We start from the raw sequence: 19169 nt of genomic DNA, 5'->3' as shown, positions 1-19169 counted from the left end.
GATGAAGCGTATTGCATTTGTCGGTACGGTGGGCGCGGGAAAAACAACGCTATTTAATGCGCTGCACGGGAATTATTCCCTCGCGAGAAAAACGCAGGCCGTGGAATTTAATGAAAAAGGCGATATCGACACCCCAGGAGAATATTTTAGTCATCCTCGCTGGTATCACGCATTAATTACCACGCTGCAGGATGTCGATACGCTGATTTATGTCCACGCGGCAAATGATACCGAAAGTCGTCTACCCGCCGGGTTACTGGATATTGGGGCGAATAAACGCCATATCGCCGCGATTAGCAAAACGGACATGCCGGACGCTAACGTCGCCGCGGTGCGGCAACTGCTGTACGAGATGGGGTTTCAGGAGCCAATTTTCGCGCTCAACGCTCACGACCCGCAAAGCGTAGAGCAGCTGGTGAATTACTTGAGTGAGCTCAGCCAAAAGGAGGAAGGGGCAGGTGAAGAAACTAATCACAGCTAACGATATTCGTGCGGCCCACGCGCGAGGTGAAGAGGAAATATCGGTTGTGCTGCGCGCCAGCATCATCACCCCGGAAGCTCGCGAAGTCGCGGAGCTGCTGGGCGTCGCCATCAAAGAGTGCGATGAGTCCGCGCCAGAAGCGGCGGTACCGGTGGAGGAGGGCAAAACCGAAAGCCAGCGCATTCGCGAAACCATTATTGCCCAGCTGCCGGAAGGGCAGTTTACCGAAAGCCTGGTCGCGCAACTGATGGACAAGGTGATGCAAGAAAAACAGTCGCTGGCGCTGGGCGATATGCAGCCCAGCTTTAAGGCTGTCACCGGTAAAGGCGGCGTCAAAGTCATTGACGGCAGCAGCGTGAAATTTGGCCGCTTCGACGGCGCGGAACCGCACTGCGTCGGCTTAACGGATTTAGTCACCGAGCAGGACGGTAGCAGTATGGCCGCCGGATTTATGCAGTGGGAAAACGCCTTTTTCCCATGGACGCTGAACTATGACGAAGTCGACATGGTGCTGGAGGGAGAACTCCACGTACGCCATGAAGGTGAAACCATGGTGGCCAAAGCCGGCGATGTGATGTTTATCCCGAAAGGCTCCAGCATTGAATTCGGCACGCCATCGACCGTGCGCTTCCTGTACGTCGCCTGGCCTGCGAACTGGCAATCGCTATGAAAGATTTTATTACCGAAGCCTGGCTCAGAGCGAACCATACGCTCAGCGAAGGGGCAGAAATTCATCTGCCCGCCGACGCTCGTCTGACGCCTTCGGCCCGGGAACTACTGGAGAGCCGCCGTCTGCGCATTAAGTTTCTTGATGAGCAGGGAAGCCTGTTTGTCGATGACGACGCGCAGCAGCCGCAGCCGGTACACGGTTTAACCAGCAGCGACACACATCCGCAGGCCTGCTGCGAACTGTGCCGCCAGCCGGTCGAAAAAAAACCGGACACCCTGACCCATCTGACGGCGGACAAAATGGTCGCTAAAAGCGATCCGCGCCTGGGCTTTCGCGCCGCGCTCGACGCCACCATCGCCCTGGCGGTATGGCTGCAAATTGAACTGGCGGAGCCATGGCAGCCCTGGCTGGCGGATATCCGCTCGCGTCTGGGCAATATTATGCGCGCCGACGCTATGGATGAACCGCTGGCGGCACAGTCCATCGTCGGCCTGAACGAGGATGAACTGCATCGCCTTTCCCACCAGCCGCTGCGCTATCTCGGCCACGATCATCTGGTGCCTGAAGCCTCTCACGGCCGCGATGCCGCCTTGCTCAATCTGCTGCGCACCCGGGTTCGGGAGACGGAAACGATCGCCGCCCAGGTCTTTATTACCCGCAGCTTTGAGGTCTTACGTCCGGACATTCTGCAGGCGCTCAACCGCCTCTCCAGCACCGTCTACGTGATGATGATTTTATGCGTGGCAAACCATCCGCTAACCGTCAGCCAGATCCAACAACGCCTGGGAGGGGAGCAATGATTATTCAACGCGCGCGTCAACTGGCTTTGCGGTCGCCCGCCCGGGTGGTGTTTCCGGATGCCCTGGACATTCGCGTTCTTAAAGCGGCGCACTACCTGCAGCAGCAGGGGCTGGCAAAGCCGATTTTGATCGCCAGCCCTTTTGCTCTGCGCCAGTTCGCCCTCAGCCACCGGTTGCCGATGGACGGAATGCAGATTGTCGATCCGTACAGCAACCGGCAAATGCGCGCCGCCTTTGCCCGGCGCTGGCTGGATCGGGCCGGGGAAAAAACGCCGCCGGACGCGGAGGAAAAACTCAACGACCCGCTGATGTTCGCCGCCGCCATGGTCAGCGCCGGAAAGGCCGACGTGTGTATTGCCGGCAATCTCTCCTCGACGGCGAACGTACTGCGCGCCGGATTGCGCATTATTGGCCTTCAGCCTGGCTGCAAAACGCTGTCGTCGATCTTTCTGATGCTGCCGCAGTACGTCGGACCGGCGCTGGGATTTGCCGACTGCAGCGTGGTGCCGCAGCCGACGGCGGCGCAACTGGCGGATATCGCTATCGCCAGCGCTGAGACATGGCAGGCGATTACCGGCGAGGAGCCGCGGGTGGCGATGCTGTCGTTTTCCAGCAACGGCAGCGCCCGCCACCCCAACGTCGCCAACGTACAGCAGGCCACAGAGATCGTGCGTCAGCGCGCTCCGCAGCTGATGGTGGATGGCGAACTGCAGTTTGACGCCGCCTTCGTGCCGGAGGTCGCCGCGCAAAAAGCGCCCGACAGTCCGCTGCAGGGACGGGCCAATGTGATGGTTTTTCCATCGCTGGAGGCGGGCAACATCGGCTACAAAATCGCCCAGCGTCTGGGCGGCTATCGTGCGATCGGGCCGCTGATTCAGGGGCTGGCCGCACCGCTCCATGACCTCTCCCGAGGCTGTAGCGTGCAGGAAATTATCGAACTGGCGTTAGTGGCAGCCGTGCCGCGCCGGAGTGACGTAAGCAGCGATTGCCGCTTACCCATGCAGGTTGAATGAACGGTCCCGTTCTGGACCCCCTTACGCAAGAGGAAAACACAATGGAAGCATTAGGAATGATTGAAACCCGGGGCCTGGTTGCGCTGATTGAGGCCTCTGATGCGATGGTAAAAGCCGCGCGCGTGAAGCTGGTTGGCGTGAAGCAGATTGGCGGCGGACTGGTCACCGCGATGGTGCGCGGCGACGTGGCGGCGTGCAAGGCCGCTACCGATGCCGGCGCCGCTGCGGCGCAGCGTATCGGCGAGCTGGTCTCAGTGCACGTGATTCCGCGTCCGCACGGCGATCTGGAGGAGGTGTTCCCCATCAGTTTCAAAGGCGACAGCAACATCTGATGGTTAGCCGGATAAGGCGCGCCGGGGTTGTCCTTCGGCATTAACGCGCGCCATTGCCTGATGGCGCTGCGCTTATCCGGCCCATGACTCACCACGCAATCCAGGGAGGCGGGTATGAAACTGGCAGTCGTCACGGGACAAATTGTCTGCACCGTGCGCCATCAGGGGCTGGCGCACGACAAGCTGCTGATGGTGGAGATGATTGATGCTGCGGGCAAGCCCGACGGACAGTGCGCCGTCGCCATCGACAGCATCGGCGCAGGGCCCGGCGAATGGGTGCTGCTGGTCAGCGGCAGCTCGGCGCGACAGGCACACCGCAGCGACGCGTCTCCTGTGGATTTGTGCGTCATCGGTATCGTCGATGAAGCGGTGGCCGGCGGCCAGGTGATTTTCCATAAATAGGACTGAACATCATGAACCAACAGGATATTGAACAGGTGGTGAAAGCCGTACTGCTGAAAATGAAGGACAGCAGCCAGCCGGACAGCGCCGTTCATGAGATGGGCGTCTTTGCCTCCCTTGATGACGCCGTCGCGGCGGCAAAGGTGGCTCAGCAGGGGCTGAAAAGCGTGGCGATGCGCCAGCTGGCGATTCACGCCATTCGTGAGGCAGGCGAAAAACATGCCAGAGAATTAGCGGAGCTTGCCGTCAGCGAAACCGGCATGGGACGCGTTGAAGATAAATTTGCCAAAAACGTGGCCCAGGCGCGCGGCACGCCGGGCGTCGAATGTCTCTCCCCGCAGGTGCTGACCGGCGATAACGGCCTGACGCTGATTGAAAACGCGCCGTGGGGCGTGGTGGCCTCGGTCACCCCCTCCACCAACCCGGCGGCGACGGTGATTAATAACGCTATCAGCCTGATTGCCGCGGGCAACAGCGTGGTGTTCGCCCCGCATCCGGCGGCGAAAAGAGTCTCTCAACGGGCGATTATGCTGCTCAACCAGGCGGTAATTGCCGCGGGCGGTCCGGCCAATCTGCTGGTCACCGTGGCGAACCCGGATATCGAAACGGCCCAGCGGCTGTTTAAGTACCCCGGCATTGGTCTGCTGGTGGTCACCGGCGGCGAAGCGGTGGTGGAGTCCGCACGCAAGCATACCAATAAACGTCTGATTGCCGCCGGGGCCGGTAACCCGCCGGTAGTGGTCGACGAAACGGCCGATCTGGCGCGCGCCGCGCAGTCCATCGTCAAAGGCGCCTCGTTTGATAACAACATTATCTGCGCTGACGAAAAGGTGCTGATTGTCGTCGATAGCGTCGCCGACGAGCTGATGCGCCTGATGGAAGGCCAGCAGGCGGTGAAGCTCAGCGCGGCCCAGGCCGAGCAGCTTCAGCCGGTGCTGCTGAAGAATATCGATGAGCGCGGCAAAGGTACGGTCAGCCGTGACTGGGTGGGACGTGACGCGAGCAAGATTGCCGCCGCTATTGGCCTGAGCGTTCCGCCGCAGACGCGCCTGCTGTTTGTTGAAACGCCGGCCAGCCATCCGTTTGCCGTGACTGAACTGATGATGCCGGTACTCCCTGTCGTACGGGTGGCCAGCGTCAATGACGCTATCGCGCTGGCGGTACAGCTGGAAGGCGGCTGCCACCATACGGCGGCGATGCACTCGCGCAATATCGACAACATGAATCAGATGGCCAACGCCATTGATACCAGCATTTTCGTCAAAAACGGGCCGTGCATTGCCGGGCTCGGGCTGGGCGGAGAGGGCTGGACCACCATGACCATCACTACGCCGACCGGGGAGGGGGTAACCAGCGCACGTACCTTTGTCCGTCTGCGTCGCTGCGTGCTGGTGGATGCGTTCCGCATCGTATAAGGAGTGAAAGAGATGGCGCACGACGAACAACGTTGGCTCACTCCCAGGCTACAAAAAGCCGCGGCCCTGTGTAACCAGACGCCTGCGAACAGCGGTTCGCCGCTGTGGCTGGGCGTGGATTTAGGCACCTGCGATGTCGTGTCGATGGTGGTCGATGGCGATGGCCAGCCGGTTGCAGTGTGCCTGGACTGGGCTGACGTGGTGCGCGACGGCATCGTCTGGGATTTTTTCGGCGCCGTCACCCTCGTGCGCCGCCATCTCGACGTTCTTGAACAGCAGCTCGGCTGCCGCTTCACCCATGCGGCGACCTCTTTTCCGCCGGGTACCGACCCGCGTATTTCGATCAACGTACTCGAATCTGCCGGCCTGGAAGTTAGCCACGTGCTGGATGAACCGACCGCGGTGGCGGATCTGCTGCAGCTTGATAACGCCGGCGTGGTGGATATTGGCGGCGGTACCACCGGCATCGCCATCGTTAAGCAGGGGCTGGTGACCTACTCCGCCGATGAAGCGACCGGCGGCCACCATATCTCCCTGACCCTCGCCGGAAATCGTCGCATCCCGCTGGAAGAGGCGGAGCAGTACAAGCGCAGCAACGCGCAGGAGATCTGGCCGGTGGTGAAGCCGGTGTACGAAAAAATGGCGGAGATCGTTGCTCACCATATTGAAGGACATGGCATTGCCGATTTATGGCTGGCGGGCGGCTCCTGTATGCAGCCGGGCGTGGACGCGTTGTTTCGCAAACGCTTCCCGGAATTACGGGTGCATTTACCGCAGCACAGCCTGTTTATGACCCCGCTGGCGATAGCCAGCAGCGGGAGAGAGAAAGCGGAGGGAATCTATGCAAGCTGAACTGCAGACGGCGCTCTTTCAGGCGTTCGATACCCTGAATCTGCAGCGGGTGAAAACCTTCAGCGTGCCGCCGGTAACGCTGTGCGGCCTCGGCGCGCTGAGCGCCTGCGGACAGGAGGCGCAAGCGCGGGGCCTAAGCCATCTGCTGGTGATGGTTGATAGTTTCCTGCATCAGGCGGGAATGACCGCCGGGCTTGCTCGCAGCCTGGCAATGAAAGGGGTGACGATGACCGTCTGGCCCTGTCCGCCGGGAGAACCGTGCATTACCGACGTCTGCGCGGCGGTGGCGCAGCTGCGCGAGTCGAAGTGCGACGGCGTGGTGGCCTTTGGCGGCGGTTCGGTGCTGGACGCGGCGAAAGCGGTCGCGCTGTTAGTCACCAACCCGGAGCAGACGTTAAGCGCGATGACGGAAAGCAGCGTACTGCGCCCGCGTCTGCCGCTGATTGCGGTGCCGACCACCGCCGGAACCGGCTCGGAAACCACCAACGTGACGGTGATTATCGATGCAGTCAGCGGGCGTAAGCAAGTGCTGGCCCATGCCTCGCTCATGCCGGACGTGGCGATTCTCGACGCCGCCCTGACCGAAGGCGTTCCGCCACAGGTGACGGCAATGACCGGGATTGACGCGCTGACCCACGCCGTTGAGGCATACAGCGCGCTCAACGCGACGCCCTTCACCGACAGCCTGGCGATTGGCGCGATAGCGATGATCGGCCAGTCGTTGCCGAAGGCAGTTGGCTACGGCCAGGATCTTGCCGCGCGCGAAAGTATGCTGCTGGCTTCCTGTATGGCGGGGATGGCCTTTTCCAGCGCGGGTCTGGGCTTATGTCATGCGATGGCGCATCAGCCTGGCGCAGCGCTGCATATTCCGCACGGCCAGGCCAACGCCATGCTGCTGCCGACGGTGATGGAGTTTAACCGCATGGTGCGCCGCGAGCGTTTCAGCCAAATCGGCCGGGCGTTAACCGGTAAGAAAACCGACGATCGGGAGGCTATCGCCGCCGTACGCGAGCTGATTGCTGAAGTGGGCCTGAGCAAACGACTCTCGGATGCCGGCGCGATGGCCGAACATTTCAGCGCATGGGCGCAGGCGGCGCAGGAGGACATTTGTCTGCGCACTAATCCACGCACCGCCAGCCGGGAGCAGATTATCGATCTGTACGCGGCGGCGCACTGATGCGGCGTTAACCCCGGCTGATTATCCCGGAGGCGACGCTGCGCGTCTGTCCGGGCTACCAGCCCGTAGCCCGGCAAAGCGCAAAGCGCCGCCCCCGGGAGAAGTGCGCAAAACGTTACAGAATTTCCCGGAGGCGATGCCGGGCTACCGTCCTGGCGTTGGTTGTATGCCCATGGGACGTCTTTACACATAACGAATGACAGGGAGTAAGGGCTATGGGAATTAACGAAATCATCATGTACATCATGATGTTCTTTATGCTGATTGCCGCCGTGGACAGGATCCTGTCGCAGTTTGGCGGCTCGGCGCGCTTTCTCGGCAAGTTTGGTAAAAGCATTGAGGGCTCCGGCGGCCAGTTCGAAGAGGGGTTTATGGCGATGGGGGCGCTGGGCCTGGCGATGGTCGGGATGACCGCGCTGGCGCCGGTACTGGCGCACCTGCTCGGGCCGGTGATTATTCCGCTGTATGAAATGCTCGGTGCCAACCCGTCGATGTTTGCCGGCACGCTGCTGGCCTGCGATATGGGCGGTTTCTTCCTCGCCAAAGAGCTGGCGGGCGGCGACGTGGCGGCGTGGCTCTATTCCGGCCTGATCCTCGGGGCGATGATGGGGCCGACGCTGGTGTTCTCCATTCCGGTCGCGCTCGGCATCATCGAACCCTCTGACCGCCGCTACCTGGCGCTGGGCGTGCTGGCCGGGATCGTTACGATTCCGATCGGCTGTATCGCCGGCGGTCTGGTGGCCATGTACTCCGGCGTGGAGATTAACGGTCAGCCGGTAGAGTTTACCTTCGCGCTGATCCTGATGAATATGATCCCGGTGCTTATCGTCGCGGTGCTGGTCGCGCTGGGGCTGAAGTTTATTCCGGAAAAAATGATCAACGGCTTCCAGATCTTCGCCAAATTTCTGGTGGCGCTGATCACCATCGGCCTGGCGGCAGCGGTCATCAAGTTCCTGCTGGGCTGGGATCTGATCCCGGGACTTGATCCGATCTTTATGGCTCCCGGCGACCAGCCCGGCGAGGTGATGCGCGCCATTGAAGTCATTGGATCGATATCCTGCGTGCTGCTCGGCGCTTATCCGATGGTGCTGCTGCTGACCCGCTGGTTTGAAAAGCCGCTGATGCGCGTCGGTAATCTGCTGAAAATCAATAATATGGCCGCCGGAGGCATGGTGGCGACGCTGGCCAACAACATCCCGATGTTCGGCATGATGAAACAGATGGATACTCGCGGCAAAGTCATTAACTGCGCGTTCTCCGTCTCCGCCGCTTTCGCGCTGGGCGACCATTTAGGCTTCGCCGCCGCCAACATGAACGCCATGATCTTCCCGATGATCGTCGGCAAGCTGATCGGCGGCGTTACCGCCATTGGCGTGGCGATGCTGCTGGTGCCGAAAGATGAAAACGCACCGGCGGCGGCGACAACCGAAGCGGAGACGCAATCGTGAAAACTCGCCAGCTGCTGAGCGTCGGCATCGATATCGGCACCACCACCACTCAGGTGATCTTCTCCCGCCTTGAGCTGGTTAACCGTGCGGCGGTGTCGCAGGTGCCGCGCTACGAATTCATCAAACGCGAAATTAGCTGGCAAAGCCCGGTCTTCTTTACCCCGGTTGATAAACAGGGCGGTCTGAAGGAGGACGAACTCAAGGCGCTGATTCTGGCGCAGTATCAGGCCGCAGAGGTTGCCCCAGAATCGGTGGACTCCGGGGCGATCATTATCACCGGCGAAAGCGCAAAAACCCGCAACGCAAGGGCGGCGGTGATGGCGCTCTCGCAGTCGCTGGGTGACTTTGTGGTAGCCAGCGCCGGGCCGCATCTGGAATCGGTGATTGCCGGTCACGGCGCCGGGGCGCAAACCCTTTCTGAACAGCGGATGTGCCGGGTGCTGAACATTGATATCGGCGGCGGTACCTCAAATTACGCGCTATTTGAAGCGGGAAAAGTCAGCGCCACCGCCTGCCTGAACGTTGGCGGACGCCTGCTGGAGACCGACGGCCAGGGACGGGTGGTTTATGCCCATCAGCCGGGGCAAATGATCGTCGATGAGGTTTTTGGCGCAGGCGTCGATGCGCGCGCGTTGAGTGCTTCGCAGTTAGCGCAGGTAGCGCGTCGGATGGCGGATCTGATCGTCGAAGTTATCGACGGCACGCTCTCTCCGCTGGCGCAACGGCTGATGCAAACCGGCCTGCTGCCCGCAGGCGCGGTACCCGAGGTGATTACCCTTTCCGGCGGAGTGGGCGAGTGCTACCGCAACCAGCCTGCCGACCCGTTCTGTTTTGCGGATATCGGACCGCTGCTGGCCACGGCGCTGCACGAGCATCCGCGGCTGCGGGAGATGAACGTGCAGTTTCCGGCGCAAACCGTGCGCGCCACGGTGATTGGCGCCGGCGCGCATACGCTCTCGCTTTCCGGCAGCACTATCTGGCTGGAAGGGGTTCAGCTCCCGCTGCGCAATCTGCCGGTGGCGATCCCGCTTGACGAATCCGATCTGCTGAGCGCCTGGCAGCAGGCGCTGCTGCAGCTCGATCTGGATCCGGGATCGGATGCTTACGTGCTGGCGCTTCCTGCTTCGTTGCCGGTGCGCTACGCCGCCCTACTGGTGGTGATTGACGCGCTACTGGCTTTTGTCGCGCGCTTTCCCAATCCGCATCCCCTGCTGGTGGTGGCCGAGCAGGACTTTGGCAAAGCGCTGGGCATGCTGCTGCGCCCGCAGCTGCAACAACTCCCGCTGGCGGTCATCGATGAGGTGAGCGTACGGGCGGGGGACTATATCGACATTGGTACGCCTCTTTTTGGCGGATCGGTTGTGCCGGTGACGGTGAAATCACTCGCATTTCCTTCCTGAGGGAACGACTTATGAAATTAAAGACCACATTGTTCGGCAATGTTTATCAGTTTAAGGATGTAAAAGAGGTGCTGGCTAAAGCCAACGAACTGCGTTCGGGGGATGTGCTGGCGGGCGTGGCGGCAGAAAGTTCGCAGCAGCGCGTAGCGGCGAAGCAGGTGCTCTCCGATATGACGGTCGCCAATATTCGTAATAACCCGGTGATCCCTTATGAAGAGGACTGCGTGACGCGCCTGATTCAGGACGATGTCAACGAAACCGCTTATCAGCGGATTAAAAACTGGACCATCAGCGACCTGCGCGAATACGTGCTCAACGATGAAGTCACCAGCGACGATATTGCGTTTGTGCGCAAAGGGCTAACCTCAGAAGTGGTGGCGGCGGTGGCGAAGGTCTGTTCCAACGCCGACCTGATCTACGGCGCAAAGAAAATGCCGGTGATTAAAAAAGCCAACACCACCATCGGCCTGCCGGGCACCTTTAGCTGTCGCCTGCAGCCGAACGATACCCGCGATGACGTGCAGAGCATTGCGGCGCAAATCTACGAAGGGCTCTCGTTCGGCGCGGGCGATGCGGTGATCGGCGTTAACCCGGTGACCGATGACGTGGAGAACCTGACCCGCGTCCTCGATACCGTCTACGGCGTTATCGACAAGTTTAATATCCCGACTCAGGGCTGCGTGCTGGCGCACGTTACTACCCAGATTGAAGCGATCCGCCGCGGCGCGCCGGGAGGGCTTATTTTCCAGAGCATCTGCGGCAGCGAAAAGGGGTTAAAAGAGTTCGGCGTGGAGCTGGCGATGCTCGATGAAGCGCGGGCGGTCGGCGCCGAGTTCAACCGTATCGCCGGAGAAAACTGCCTCTACTTTGAAACCGGGCAGGGCTCGGCGCTGTCGGCTGGCGCGAACTTCGGCGCCGATCAGGTGACGATGGAGGCGCGCAACTATGGCCTGGCGCGGCACTACGATCCGTTCCTCGTCAATACGGTGGTGGGCTTTATCGGGCCGGAGTACCTCTATAACGACCGGCAGATTATTCGCGCCGGTCTCGAAGATCACTTTATGGGCAAGCTGAGCGGCATCTCGATGGGCTGCGACTGCTGCTACACCAACCATGCTGACGCCGATCAGAATCTCAATGAAAACCTGATGATTCTGCTCGCCACCGCCGGTTGCAACTACATCATGGGCATGCCGCTCGGCGACGACATCATGCTCAACTATCAGACCACCGCGTTTCACGATACCGCCACCGTCCGTCAGCTGCTGAATCTACGGCCGTCGCCGGAGTTCGAACGCTGGCTGGAAACCATGGGCATTATGGCAAACGGTCGTCTGACCCAACGGGCGGGCGATCCGTCACTGTTCTTTTGATGACGCGGGGATGACACATGATGGATCAAAAGCAGATTGAAGAAATTGTACGTAGCGTGATGGCGTCAATGGGACAACCGCAGACGGCCGCAGCGGCGCCTCAGGCTGCGGCGACGAAGTGCGCGAGCCAGTGTGAGGTCGCGGCGGAGAGCTGCGCGCTGGATTTAGGATCGCCAGAGGCTAAAGGCTGGATTGGCGTGCAGCAGCCGCATCGCGCGGAAGTGCTGGCCGAACTGAAACGCAGCACGGCGGCGCGCGTTTGCACCGGCCGCGCCGGCCCGCGTCCGCGCACCCTCGCGCTGCTGCGCTTCCTCGCCGACCATTCGCGCTCCAAGGATACGGTGCTGAAAGAGGTTCCGGAAGAGTGGGTGAAAAACCAGGGATTGCTCGAGGTGCGTTCCGAGATTAGCGACAAGAACCTCTACCTGACGCGCCCGGATATGGGCCGTCGCCTGAGTCCGGAAGCGATTGACGCGCTGAAGGCGCAGTGCGTGGCGAATCCTGACGTTCAGGTGGTGGTATCCGATGGCCTCTCTACGGACGCGATTACCGTCAACTATGAAGAGATCCTGCCGCCGCTGCTGTCGGGGCTGAAGCAGGCCGGGCTGAAGGTCGGTACGCCGTTCTTCGTCCGCTACGGACGGGTCAAAATTGAAGATCAGATTGGCGAAATCCTCGGCGCGAAGGTGGTCATCCTGCTGGTAGGCGAGCGTCCCGGGCTGGGGCAGTCGGAAAGCCTCTCCTGTTACGCCGTGTATTCGCCGCGCGTGGCAACCACCGTTGAAGCGGACCGGACCTGTATTTCCAATATTCACCAAGGCGGCACGCCGCCGGTAGAAGCCGCTGCGGTGATCGTCGATTTGGCCAAACGCATGCTGGAGCAGAAAGCTTCCGGCATCAATATGACTCGTTAAGGAGGCATCATGCCTGCATTAGATTTAATTCGCCCTTCGGTGACGGCCATGCGCGTGATTGCTTCGGTAAATGACGGCTTTGCCCGCGAGCTTAAATTACCGCCGCATATACGTAGCCTCGGACTCATCACGGCGGATTCGGATGATGTGACCTATATTGCCGCTGACGAAGCGACAAAACAGGCGATGGTTGAAGTGGTTTACGGGCGCTCCCTCTACGCTGGCGCAGCTCACGGCCCGTCGCCAACCGCAGGGGAAGTGCTGATTATGCTGGGCGGCCCGAACCCGGCGGAAGTTCGCGCTGGCCTGGACGCGATGATGGCGCATATCGAAAGCGGAGCGGCGTTTCAGTGGGCCAACGATGCCGAAGATACGGCGTTCCTGGCGCACGTGATTTCGCGTACCGGCTCTTATCTCTCGTCTTCCTCAGGCATCGCGCTGGGCGATCCGATCGCCTATCTGGTGGCACCGCCGCTGGAGGCCACTTTCGGCATTGACGCGGCGATGAAATCGGCCGACGTGCAGCTGGTCACCTACGTGCCGCCGCCGTCGGAAACCAACTATTCGGCCGCCTTCTTGACGGGGAGCCAGGCCGCCTGTAAGGCAGCCTGCAATGCCTTTACCGATGCCGTTCTGGATATTGCCCGTCATCCAATCCAGCGCGCGTAAGGGGGAAGCGATGATCAACGCCCTGGGATTACTGGAAGTTGACGGCATGGTCGCCGCCGTTGATGCGGCGGATGCGATGCTGAAGGCGGCCAACGTGCGGCTGCTCAGCCATGAGGTTCTCGATCCCGGCAGGTTAACCCTCGTGGTGGAAGGCGACCTGGCGGCGTGCCGGGCGGCGCTGGATGCCGGAAGCGCTGCGGCGCAGCGTACGGGGCGCGTTGTTAGCCGTCGGGAGATAGGGCGCCCGGAAGAGGACACCCAGCGGCTGATCGGCGGCTTTCAGCCGCAGCCGGAAGCCCCGCAGCCACCGGTGATAGCGGAGTCCTCTGAGCCTTTACTGGCGCTGCTGGCATCGACGCGTCAGGGAATGACGGCAGGGGAGGTGGCCGCCCATTTTGGCTGGTCGCTTGACGAAGCCAGAAAGGCGCTGGAACAGCTGTTTTCTACCGGATCGTTGCGTAAACGCAGTAGTCGCTATCGTCTAAAAAATTAACCAGTCGGAGGTGCCGGGAACGCGAGAGCGCTCCCGGTTGATAAGATCATGAAAAAGAAAACACCGGCCAGCCTGCACCATCTTTATCATGAAGCATTACCCGAAGACGTTAAATTGACGCCGATGGTCGAGGTGGATAACGTCCACCAGCGACGGACCACCGATGTCTATGAACATGCCCTGACGATTACCGCCTGGCAGCAGATTTACGATCAGCTGCATCCGGGGAAATTTCACGGTGAATTTACCGAAATCCTGCTCGATGATATTCAGGTTTTTCGCGAGTATACCGGTCTGGCGCTGCGTCAATCCTGCCTGGTGTGGCCGAACTCTTTTTGGTTCGGTATCCCGACAACCCGCGGCGAGCAGGGGTTTATAGGATCGCAGTGTCTCGGCAGCGCCGAGATCGCCACCCGACCCGGCGGCACCGAGTTCGAACTCAGCACGCCGGATGATTACACCATTCTGGGAGTGGTTATCTCAGAGGATGTCATTTCCCGTCAGGCCAGCTTCCTGCATCACCCGGAGCGGGTGCTGCATATGCTGCGTAACCAGTCGGCGCTGGAGGTCAAAGAGGAGCACAAGGCAGCGCTATGGGGCTTTGTGCAGCAGGCGCTGGCGACGTTTAGCGAGAATCCGGAAAACCTTCATCAGCCCGCTGTGCGCAAGGTATTGGGCGATAATCTCCTGCTGGCGATGGGGGCGATGCTGGAGGAGGCGCAGCCGATGGTCACCGCCGAGAGCATCAGCCATCAGAGCTACCGGCGGCTGCTTTCCCGGGCGCGGGAGTTCGTGCTGGAGAATATGTCGGAGCCGCTGACGGTTCTCGATCTGTGTCAGCAGCTGCACGTTAGCCGCCGCACGCTGCAAAATGCCTTTCACGCGATTCTGGGGATCGGGCCGAACGCCTGGCTGAAGCGCATTCGTTTGAACGCGGTGCGCCGGGAGCTGATTAGCCCGTGGTCGCAGAGCGCAACGGTGAAAGATGCCGCGATGCAGTGGGGCTTTTGGCATCTGGGCCAGTTCGCCACCGATTATCAACAGCTGTTCGCCGAGAAACCGTCGTTGACGCTGCATCAGCGGATGCGGCAGTGGGTTTGATTACGCGTTATTTACCGGCTGGCGAATCGTGCCGTCATCGTAGGCCTGATAAGCGTAGCGCCATCAGGCAAAACAGCGCCGTATCTGGCCTACGGATCGCACCATCTGGCAACTTTAAACCCAATCACGTACCTGAATAAACTCGCTTAGCGCGGCCTCCGGGCTGCCCGCTTCCGGCTGGTAGTCGTATTCCCAGCGCACCAGCGGCGGCATCGACATCAGAATGGACTCGGTACGGCCGCCGGTTTGCAGACCAAACAGGGTACCGCGATCCCACACCAGGTTGAACTCCACGTAGCGCCCGCGACGGTAGAGCTGGAAATCGCGCTCGCGCTCGCCCCAGACTCTCTCTTTACGCCGCTCGACAATCGGCAGATACGCCTCGGTGAAGCCGTTGCCCACCGCCTGCATAAAGTCGAAACAATGGTCAAAGTTCGGGGTATTCAAATCATCGAAAAACAGACCGCCGATGCCGCGCTGCTCGTTACGATGCTTGAGGAAAAAGTAGTCGTCACACCACTTTTTATAGCGCGGATAAACCTCTTCACCGAAGGGCTGGCACAGATCGCGGGCGGTACGATGCCAGTGAACGGCATCTTCTTCAAAACCGTAGTAGGGGGTTAAATCAAAGCCTCCGCCGAACCACCATACCGGATCGGCACCCGCTTTTTCCGCGATAAAAAAACGCACGTTGGCGTGGCTGGTAGGGATGTACGGGCTGCGTGGGTGTACGACCAGCGAGACGCCCATCGCTTCGAAGCTGCGGCCTGCCAGTTCAGGACGATGCGCGGTTGCGGAAGTCGGCATTGCATCACCGTGCACGTGGGAAAAATTCACGCCAGCCTGCTCAAAGATACCGCCATTGCGCAGCACCCGGCTGCGTCCGCCGCCGCCGCCTTCCCGCTGCCAGCTATCCTCGATAAATTCGCTACCGTCAACGGCGCTAAGCTTTTGGCAGATGTCATCCTGGAGCTGAAGAAGGAAAGCTTTTACCTGGTGCGCGTCGGGTTTCATTAACGTCTCTTCGAGTGGGCTTTCTGGTTATCGAACCAGTGGAAATAGCTGATAATGCCGTTGGCTATTGCCGTGGCGATTTTCTGCCGGAACGCGGTGGTGCCCAGCAGTTTTTCTTCGTTCGGGTTGGTAATAAACGACGTCTCCACCAGCACCGACGGAATTGATGGCGACTTCAGCACGACGAACGCAGCCTGTTCGGTATTGCGGCTGTGCAGCTTATGCACCGGCTTAATCTTTTTCAGGATGTGCGAGCCGAGCGTCAGGCTGTTCTTGATGGTGTCCGTTTGCACCAGATCGAACAGCACTTGCTGCAACAGATGGTCTTTATCGGTCGTTTTCTTGCCGGCCACTTCATCCGCCCGGTTTTCGCGATCCGAGAGATACTTCGCCATGGCGCTACTGGCGCCGCGGTTGGAGAGGGCGAAAACGGAGGCGCCGGCGGCGCTCGGGTTGGTGAAGCCATCGGCGTGAATCGACATAAAGAGATCGGCGCCGTGCTTATGGGCGATCTCCACGCGGTCATAGAGTGGAATAAAGGTATCGCCGCTGCGCGTAAGACGCGCATCGATACCGTTATTGCGCAGGATGCTGCGCACGTTTTTGGCGATAGCCAGCACGACGTGCTTCTCTTTTGAACCGTTATGGCCGATAGCGCCGGTATCAATACCGCCATGGCCCGGGTCGAGCATCACGACGCGCCTGGCGCCTTTTTTCTTCGCTACGGGTTTGCTGTGCCCATTGGATGTTTTCAATGGCTGTTGTTCTTTCGCGCTGGCCTGAGAGGCGATCCCTGAAAGCGTCATTGCTGCCAGCCCGGCTTTCAGCACCTGGCGGCGCGAAGCAAGTATTTTTAATGGTTTAAAAGTGCTCATTCGGCCTGAATTGCAAACAAGTGGTGACTAATGTTATATCGTATCGTGTTTTTTGATACGACCATTCAAAATAAGAATTGTTTTACTTTTCATTTCAATACATGACAAAGTCATATTATGCCATTTTTTGCGGCTCATTGCGCCTGATATTGGCTAGCGGGCACAATCGCGCCATAATCTCTGTTTTTAACCGTTAATGGTGGGCAATACCATGGAGATACGCGTTTTTCGCCAACAAGATTTCGAAGAGGTTATTACCCTGTGGGAGCGCTGCGATCTCCTGCGGCCATGGAACGATCCGGAAATGGATATTGAGCGTAAACTGAACCACGACGCCAGCCTGTTTCTGGTGGCCGAAGTTAACGGTGAAGTGGTTGGTACGGTGATGGGCGGTTACGACGGTCACCGCGGCTCTGCTTATTATCTCGGCGTGCATCCGGAATATCGCGGTCGCGGTATTGCTAACGCGCTGCTTAATCGACTGGAGAAAAAGCTGATTGCCCGCGGCTGCCCGAAAATAAACATTATGATCCGCGAAGATAATGATGTGGTTCAGGGGATGTACGAACGCCTGAGCTATGAGCATTCGGACGTGCTGTGCCTCGGCAAACGCTTAATTGAAGATGAAGAATACTGAGTTTATCCCCGCCGATTTTGATGCCCACGGTCGCCTGCGATTGCCGTTCCTTTTTTGGTGCGTGCTGCTGCTTCAGGCGCGGACGTGGGTGCTGTTTCTGATGGCCGGCGCGTCGCGGCAGCAGGGTGACGCGCTGCTGAATCTGTTTTATCCGGATCACGATAATTTTTGGCTGGGATTGCTGCCCGGCATCCCGGCGGTACTGGCGTTTCTCATCAGCGGACATCGTCAGCGTTTTCCTCGCCTCTGGCCGATGATGCGCTGGCTGCTGGTGCTTTCTCAGAGCCTGCTGCTGGTCTGGCAGCCGCTGCTGTGGCTGAGCGGAGAATCGCCCTCGGCGGTGACCATCTCCCTGCTGGCGGCGGATCTTTATGCGCTCTGGTGGCTGTTAAGCAACCGTCGGTTGAAAGCCTGTTTTCGCGAAGAGCAGGTTTAACGGCACTTTTTGCCGATCGCGTACTCCAACTTGCGTTGAATTAATCAGAAAGGACTGAGTCATGAAATCGCGACGTTTACTTCTCTGCGCATTACCGCTGGCGTTAACCGGCTGCTCGACGATGAGCTCGGTTAACTGGTCGTCGGCTTATCCGTGGAACTGGTTTGGTTCCTCTACGCAAGTGACCGAACAGGGCGTAGGCAACCTGACGGCGACAACGCCGCTGAACGAGCAGGCGATCGGCGATGCGCTCGGCAGCAGCTACCGCCTGCGCAGCGGCATGAAAACGGCTAACGGCAATATTGTGCGCTACTTCGAAGCGTTAAAAGATGACAAGATTGCGCTGACCATTAACGGCGAGAGCGGGACTATTAGCCGTATCGACGTGCGGGATAGCAACATCAAAGCCGCCAGCGGCGTGAAAATCGGGACCCCGTTTAGCGATATTTACAGCAAAGCGTTTGGCAACTGTCAGAAAGGCAGCAACGATAACGGTGCGGTGGTGGAGTGTAAGGCCGAGGGCAGCCAGCATATTAGCTATGCCTTTACCGGTAACTGGAGCGGCCCTGAGGAGTTAATGCCTTCCGATGACACGCTGAAAAACTGGAAGGTGAGCAAAATTATCTGGCGTCGCTAATTTGATCTGAAGTGATTCGACGTCCTGAAAAAGCGGGTACAATAGCGCCTTAAAAGCCACAGCGTTGTGGCTGTACTATTTCAGGAGGAGCGATGTCTCAGGTTCAGAGCGGCATTTTGCCGGAACATTGCCGTGCGGCGATTTGGATTGAAGCGAATGTCAAAGGCGATGTGGACGCACTGCGCGAAGCCAGCAGAGTGTTTGCCGATAAGTTAGCCACCTTTCAGACAAAATATCCGGAAGCTAAGCTGGGAGCTGTCGTCGCTTTCGGTCATCACGTCTGGCGCCATCTGAGCGGCGGCGTAGGGGCCGAAGAGTTAAAAGCGTTCCCGGGCTACGGTAAAGGTCTGGCTCCGTCGACCCAATATGATGTGCTGATTCATATCCTGTCCGCGCAGCATGAGCTGAACTTCTCTGTCGCTCAGGCGGCCATGTCCGCTTTTGGCGCCGCGATTGAGGTCAAAGAGGAGATTCACGGCTTCCGCTGGATTGAAGAGCGCGACCTCAGCGGTTTTGTTGACGGTACCGAAAATCCGGCGGGGGAAGAGACCCGTCGTGAAGTGGCGGTGATTCAGGATGGCGTGGATGCGGGCGGCAGCTACGTATTCGTGCAACGCTGGGAGCACAACCTCAAGCAGCTTAACCGCATGAGCGTTCCCGAGCAGGAGATGATGATCGGCCGTACCAAAGAGGCCAACGAAGAGATTGACGGCGATGCTCGACCGGAAACCTCTCACCTGAGCCGCGTGGATTTAAAAGAAGAAGGGAAAGGGTTGAAGATTGTGCGTCAGAGCCTGCCTTACGGTACCGCCAGCGGTACTCACGGCCTCTACTTTTGCGCCTACTGCGCGCGTCTGCACAATATTGAACAGCAGCTGCTGAGTATGTTCGGTGATACCGACGGTAAGCGCGACGCGATGCTGCGTTTTACCAAACCGGTGACCGGCGGATACTACTTCGCGCCGTCCCTGGATAGGCTGCTGGCGCTGTAAGATCTCCTCCTCACCCTCTCCCCGCAGGGAGAGGGAAC

General features: G+C 59.5%; 22 protein-coding genes. 20 read left to right on the top strand and 2 right to left on the bottom strand.

Translation table 11 applies throughout. From position 1 onward, the window contains the following. Position 1: 1 nt before the first annotated feature. The 16 genes from eutP to eutR all read left to right on the top strand — a co-directional run bounded on the left by eutP (position 2) and on the right by eutR (position 14540). The gene (eutP, locus tag ABLV75_RS26950) at positions 2-481 is read left to right on the top strand and encodes an ethanolamine utilization acetate kinase EutP (RefSeq protein WP_004114369.1); all 480 of its coding nucleotides are present in this window, start codon (positions 2-4) and stop codon (positions 479-481) included. Then, entirely contained in the window at positions 459-1151 is a 693-nt protein-coding gene (gene eutQ / locus ABLV75_RS26945; protein WP_023321405.1) for an ethanolamine utilization acetate kinase EutQ, read from the top strand. The genes eutP and eutQ overlap by 23 nt, the downstream gene beginning before the upstream one ends. Further along, entirely contained in the window at positions 1148-1951 is an 804-nt protein-coding gene (eutT, locus tag ABLV75_RS26940) for an ethanolamine utilization cob(I)yrinic acid a,c-diamide adenosyltransferase EutT (RefSeq protein ID WP_016809541.1), read from the top strand. The genes eutQ and eutT overlap by 4 nt, the downstream gene beginning before the upstream one ends. Then, on the top strand, positions 1948-2964 hold the full coding sequence (gene pta, locus ABLV75_RS26935; protein ID WP_004104391.1) for a phosphate acetyltransferase: 1017 nt from the start codon (positions 1948-1950) through the stop codon (positions 2962-2964). The genes eutT and pta overlap by 4 nt, the downstream gene beginning before the upstream one ends. Before the next feature lie 41 nt (positions 2965-3005). Continuing rightward, positions 3006-3296 carry an ethanolamine utilization microcompartment protein EutM gene (gene eutM / locus ABLV75_RS26930; RefSeq protein ID WP_000387720.1) on the top strand — a complete coding sequence of 97 codons (291 nt, stop codon included), beginning with the start codon at positions 3006-3008 and terminating at the stop codon, positions 3294-3296. Between the two features lie 114 nt (positions 3297-3410). Continuing rightward, positions 3411-3698 (top strand): ethanolamine utilization microcompartment protein EutN, encoded by a 288-nt coding sequence (eutN, locus tag ABLV75_RS26925; protein ID WP_004104386.1) that lies wholly within the window; start codon positions 3411-3413, stop codon positions 3696-3698. 11 nt (positions 3699-3709) lie between these two features. Continuing rightward, positions 3710-5113: an aldehyde dehydrogenase family protein gene (locus ABLV75_RS26920; RefSeq protein WP_016809543.1), complete on the top strand. Its 1404-nt coding sequence runs from the start codon at positions 3710-3712 to the stop codon at positions 5111-5113. A 12-nt stretch (positions 5114-5125) separates the two neighbouring features. Beyond that, entirely contained in the window at positions 5126-5965 is an 840-nt protein-coding gene (gene eutJ / locus ABLV75_RS26915) for an ethanolamine utilization protein EutJ (RefSeq protein ID WP_004104382.1), read from the top strand. Further along, on the top strand, positions 5955-7142 hold the full coding sequence (gene eutG, locus ABLV75_RS26910) for an ethanolamine utilization ethanol dehydrogenase EutG (RefSeq protein WP_049591730.1): 1188 nt from the start codon (positions 5955-5957) through the stop codon (positions 7140-7142). The genes eutJ and eutG overlap by 11 nt, the downstream gene beginning before the upstream one ends. Before the next feature lie 215 nt (positions 7143-7357). Continuing rightward, on the top strand, positions 7358-8590 hold the full coding sequence (gene eutH / locus ABLV75_RS26905; protein ID WP_004104378.1) for an ethanolamine utilization protein EutH: 1233 nt from the start codon (positions 7358-7360) through the stop codon (positions 8588-8590). Then, positions 8587-9990, top strand: coding sequence for an ethanolamine ammonia-lyase reactivating factor EutA (gene eutA / locus ABLV75_RS26900; protein WP_004104375.1), 1404 nt, complete (start codon positions 8587-8589; stop codon positions 9988-9990). The genes eutH and eutA overlap by 4 nt, the downstream gene beginning before the upstream one ends. A gap of 11 nt (positions 9991-10001) precedes the next feature. Then, positions 10002-11363 (top strand): ethanolamine ammonia-lyase subunit alpha, encoded by a 1362-nt coding sequence (eutB, locus tag ABLV75_RS26895; protein ID WP_348855226.1) that lies wholly within the window; start codon positions 10002-10004, stop codon positions 11361-11363. A gap of 20 nt (positions 11364-11383) precedes the next feature. Beyond that, a complete protein-coding gene (gene eutC, locus ABLV75_RS26890) occupies positions 11384-12277 on the top strand; it encodes an ethanolamine ammonia-lyase subunit EutC (RefSeq protein ID WP_026056014.1) in 894 nt (297 codons plus the stop codon). Positions 12278-12286: 9 nt separating this feature from the next. Continuing rightward, positions 12287-12946: an ethanolamine utilization microcompartment protein EutL gene (gene eutL / locus ABLV75_RS26885; protein WP_348855225.1), complete on the top strand. Its 660-nt coding sequence runs from the start codon at positions 12287-12289 to the stop codon at positions 12944-12946. A 10-nt stretch (positions 12947-12956) separates the two neighbouring features. Continuing rightward, on the top strand, positions 12957-13439 hold the full coding sequence (gene eutK / locus ABLV75_RS26880) for an ethanolamine utilization microcompartment protein EutK (protein WP_016809547.1): 483 nt from the start codon (positions 12957-12959) through the stop codon (positions 13437-13439). 48 nt (positions 13440-13487) lie between these two features. Beyond that, positions 13488-14540 (top strand): HTH-type transcriptional regulator EutR, encoded by a 1053-nt coding sequence (gene eutR, locus ABLV75_RS26875; protein ID WP_004104364.1) that lies wholly within the window; start codon positions 13488-13490, stop codon positions 14538-14540. A gap of 114 nt (positions 14541-14654) precedes the next feature. Here eutR and hemF read toward each other — a convergent pair whose 3' ends face one another. Together hemF and amiA are read right to left on the bottom strand one after the other, a co-directional pair. Next, a complete protein-coding gene (gene hemF, locus ABLV75_RS26870; protein WP_348855224.1) occupies positions 14655-15554 on the bottom strand; it encodes an oxygen-dependent coproporphyrinogen oxidase in 900 nt (299 codons plus the stop codon). Next, complete coding sequence (gene amiA, locus ABLV75_RS26865; RefSeq protein ID WP_004104362.1) at positions 15554-16429, bottom strand: N-acetylmuramoyl-L-alanine amidase AmiA; 876 nt, start codon at positions 16427-16429, stop codon at positions 15554-15556. Before amiA ends, hemF begins: the two co-directional genes overlap by 1 nt. A gap of 211 nt (positions 16430-16640) precedes the next feature. On the opposite strand from amiA, the gene ABLV75_RS26860 reads away from it, so the two are divergent. From ABLV75_RS26860 to ABLV75_RS26845, 4 genes are all read left to right on the top strand, one after another. Further along, positions 16641-17066, top strand: coding sequence for a GNAT family acetyltransferase (locus ABLV75_RS26860; RefSeq protein ID WP_348855223.1), 426 nt, complete (start codon positions 16641-16643; stop codon positions 17064-17066). After that, positions 17053-17502, top strand: coding sequence for a DUF2919 domain-containing protein (locus ABLV75_RS26855; RefSeq protein ID WP_016809551.1), 450 nt, complete (start codon positions 17053-17055; stop codon positions 17500-17502). Before ABLV75_RS26860 ends, ABLV75_RS26855 begins: the two co-directional genes overlap by 14 nt. A gap of 61 nt (positions 17503-17563) precedes the next feature. After that, the gene (locus tag ABLV75_RS26850) at positions 17564-18139 is read left to right on the top strand and encodes an RpoE-regulated lipoprotein (RefSeq protein WP_032728609.1); all 576 of its coding nucleotides are present in this window, start codon (positions 17564-17566) and stop codon (positions 18137-18139) included. A gap of 92 nt (positions 18140-18231) precedes the next feature. Then, complete coding sequence (locus tag ABLV75_RS26845; protein WP_070555679.1) at positions 18232-19131, top strand: Dyp-type peroxidase; 900 nt, start codon at positions 18232-18234, stop codon at positions 19129-19131. Positions 19132-19169 lie beyond the last annotated feature (38 nt).

This window comes from Klebsiella sp. CN_Kp066 (assembly GCF_040065135.1).
GTDB classification, from domain to species: Bacteria; Pseudomonadota; Gammaproteobacteria; order Enterobacterales; family Enterobacteriaceae; genus Klebsiella; species Klebsiella oxytoca.
This window is presented reverse-complemented; position numbering and strand designations above follow the sequence as displayed.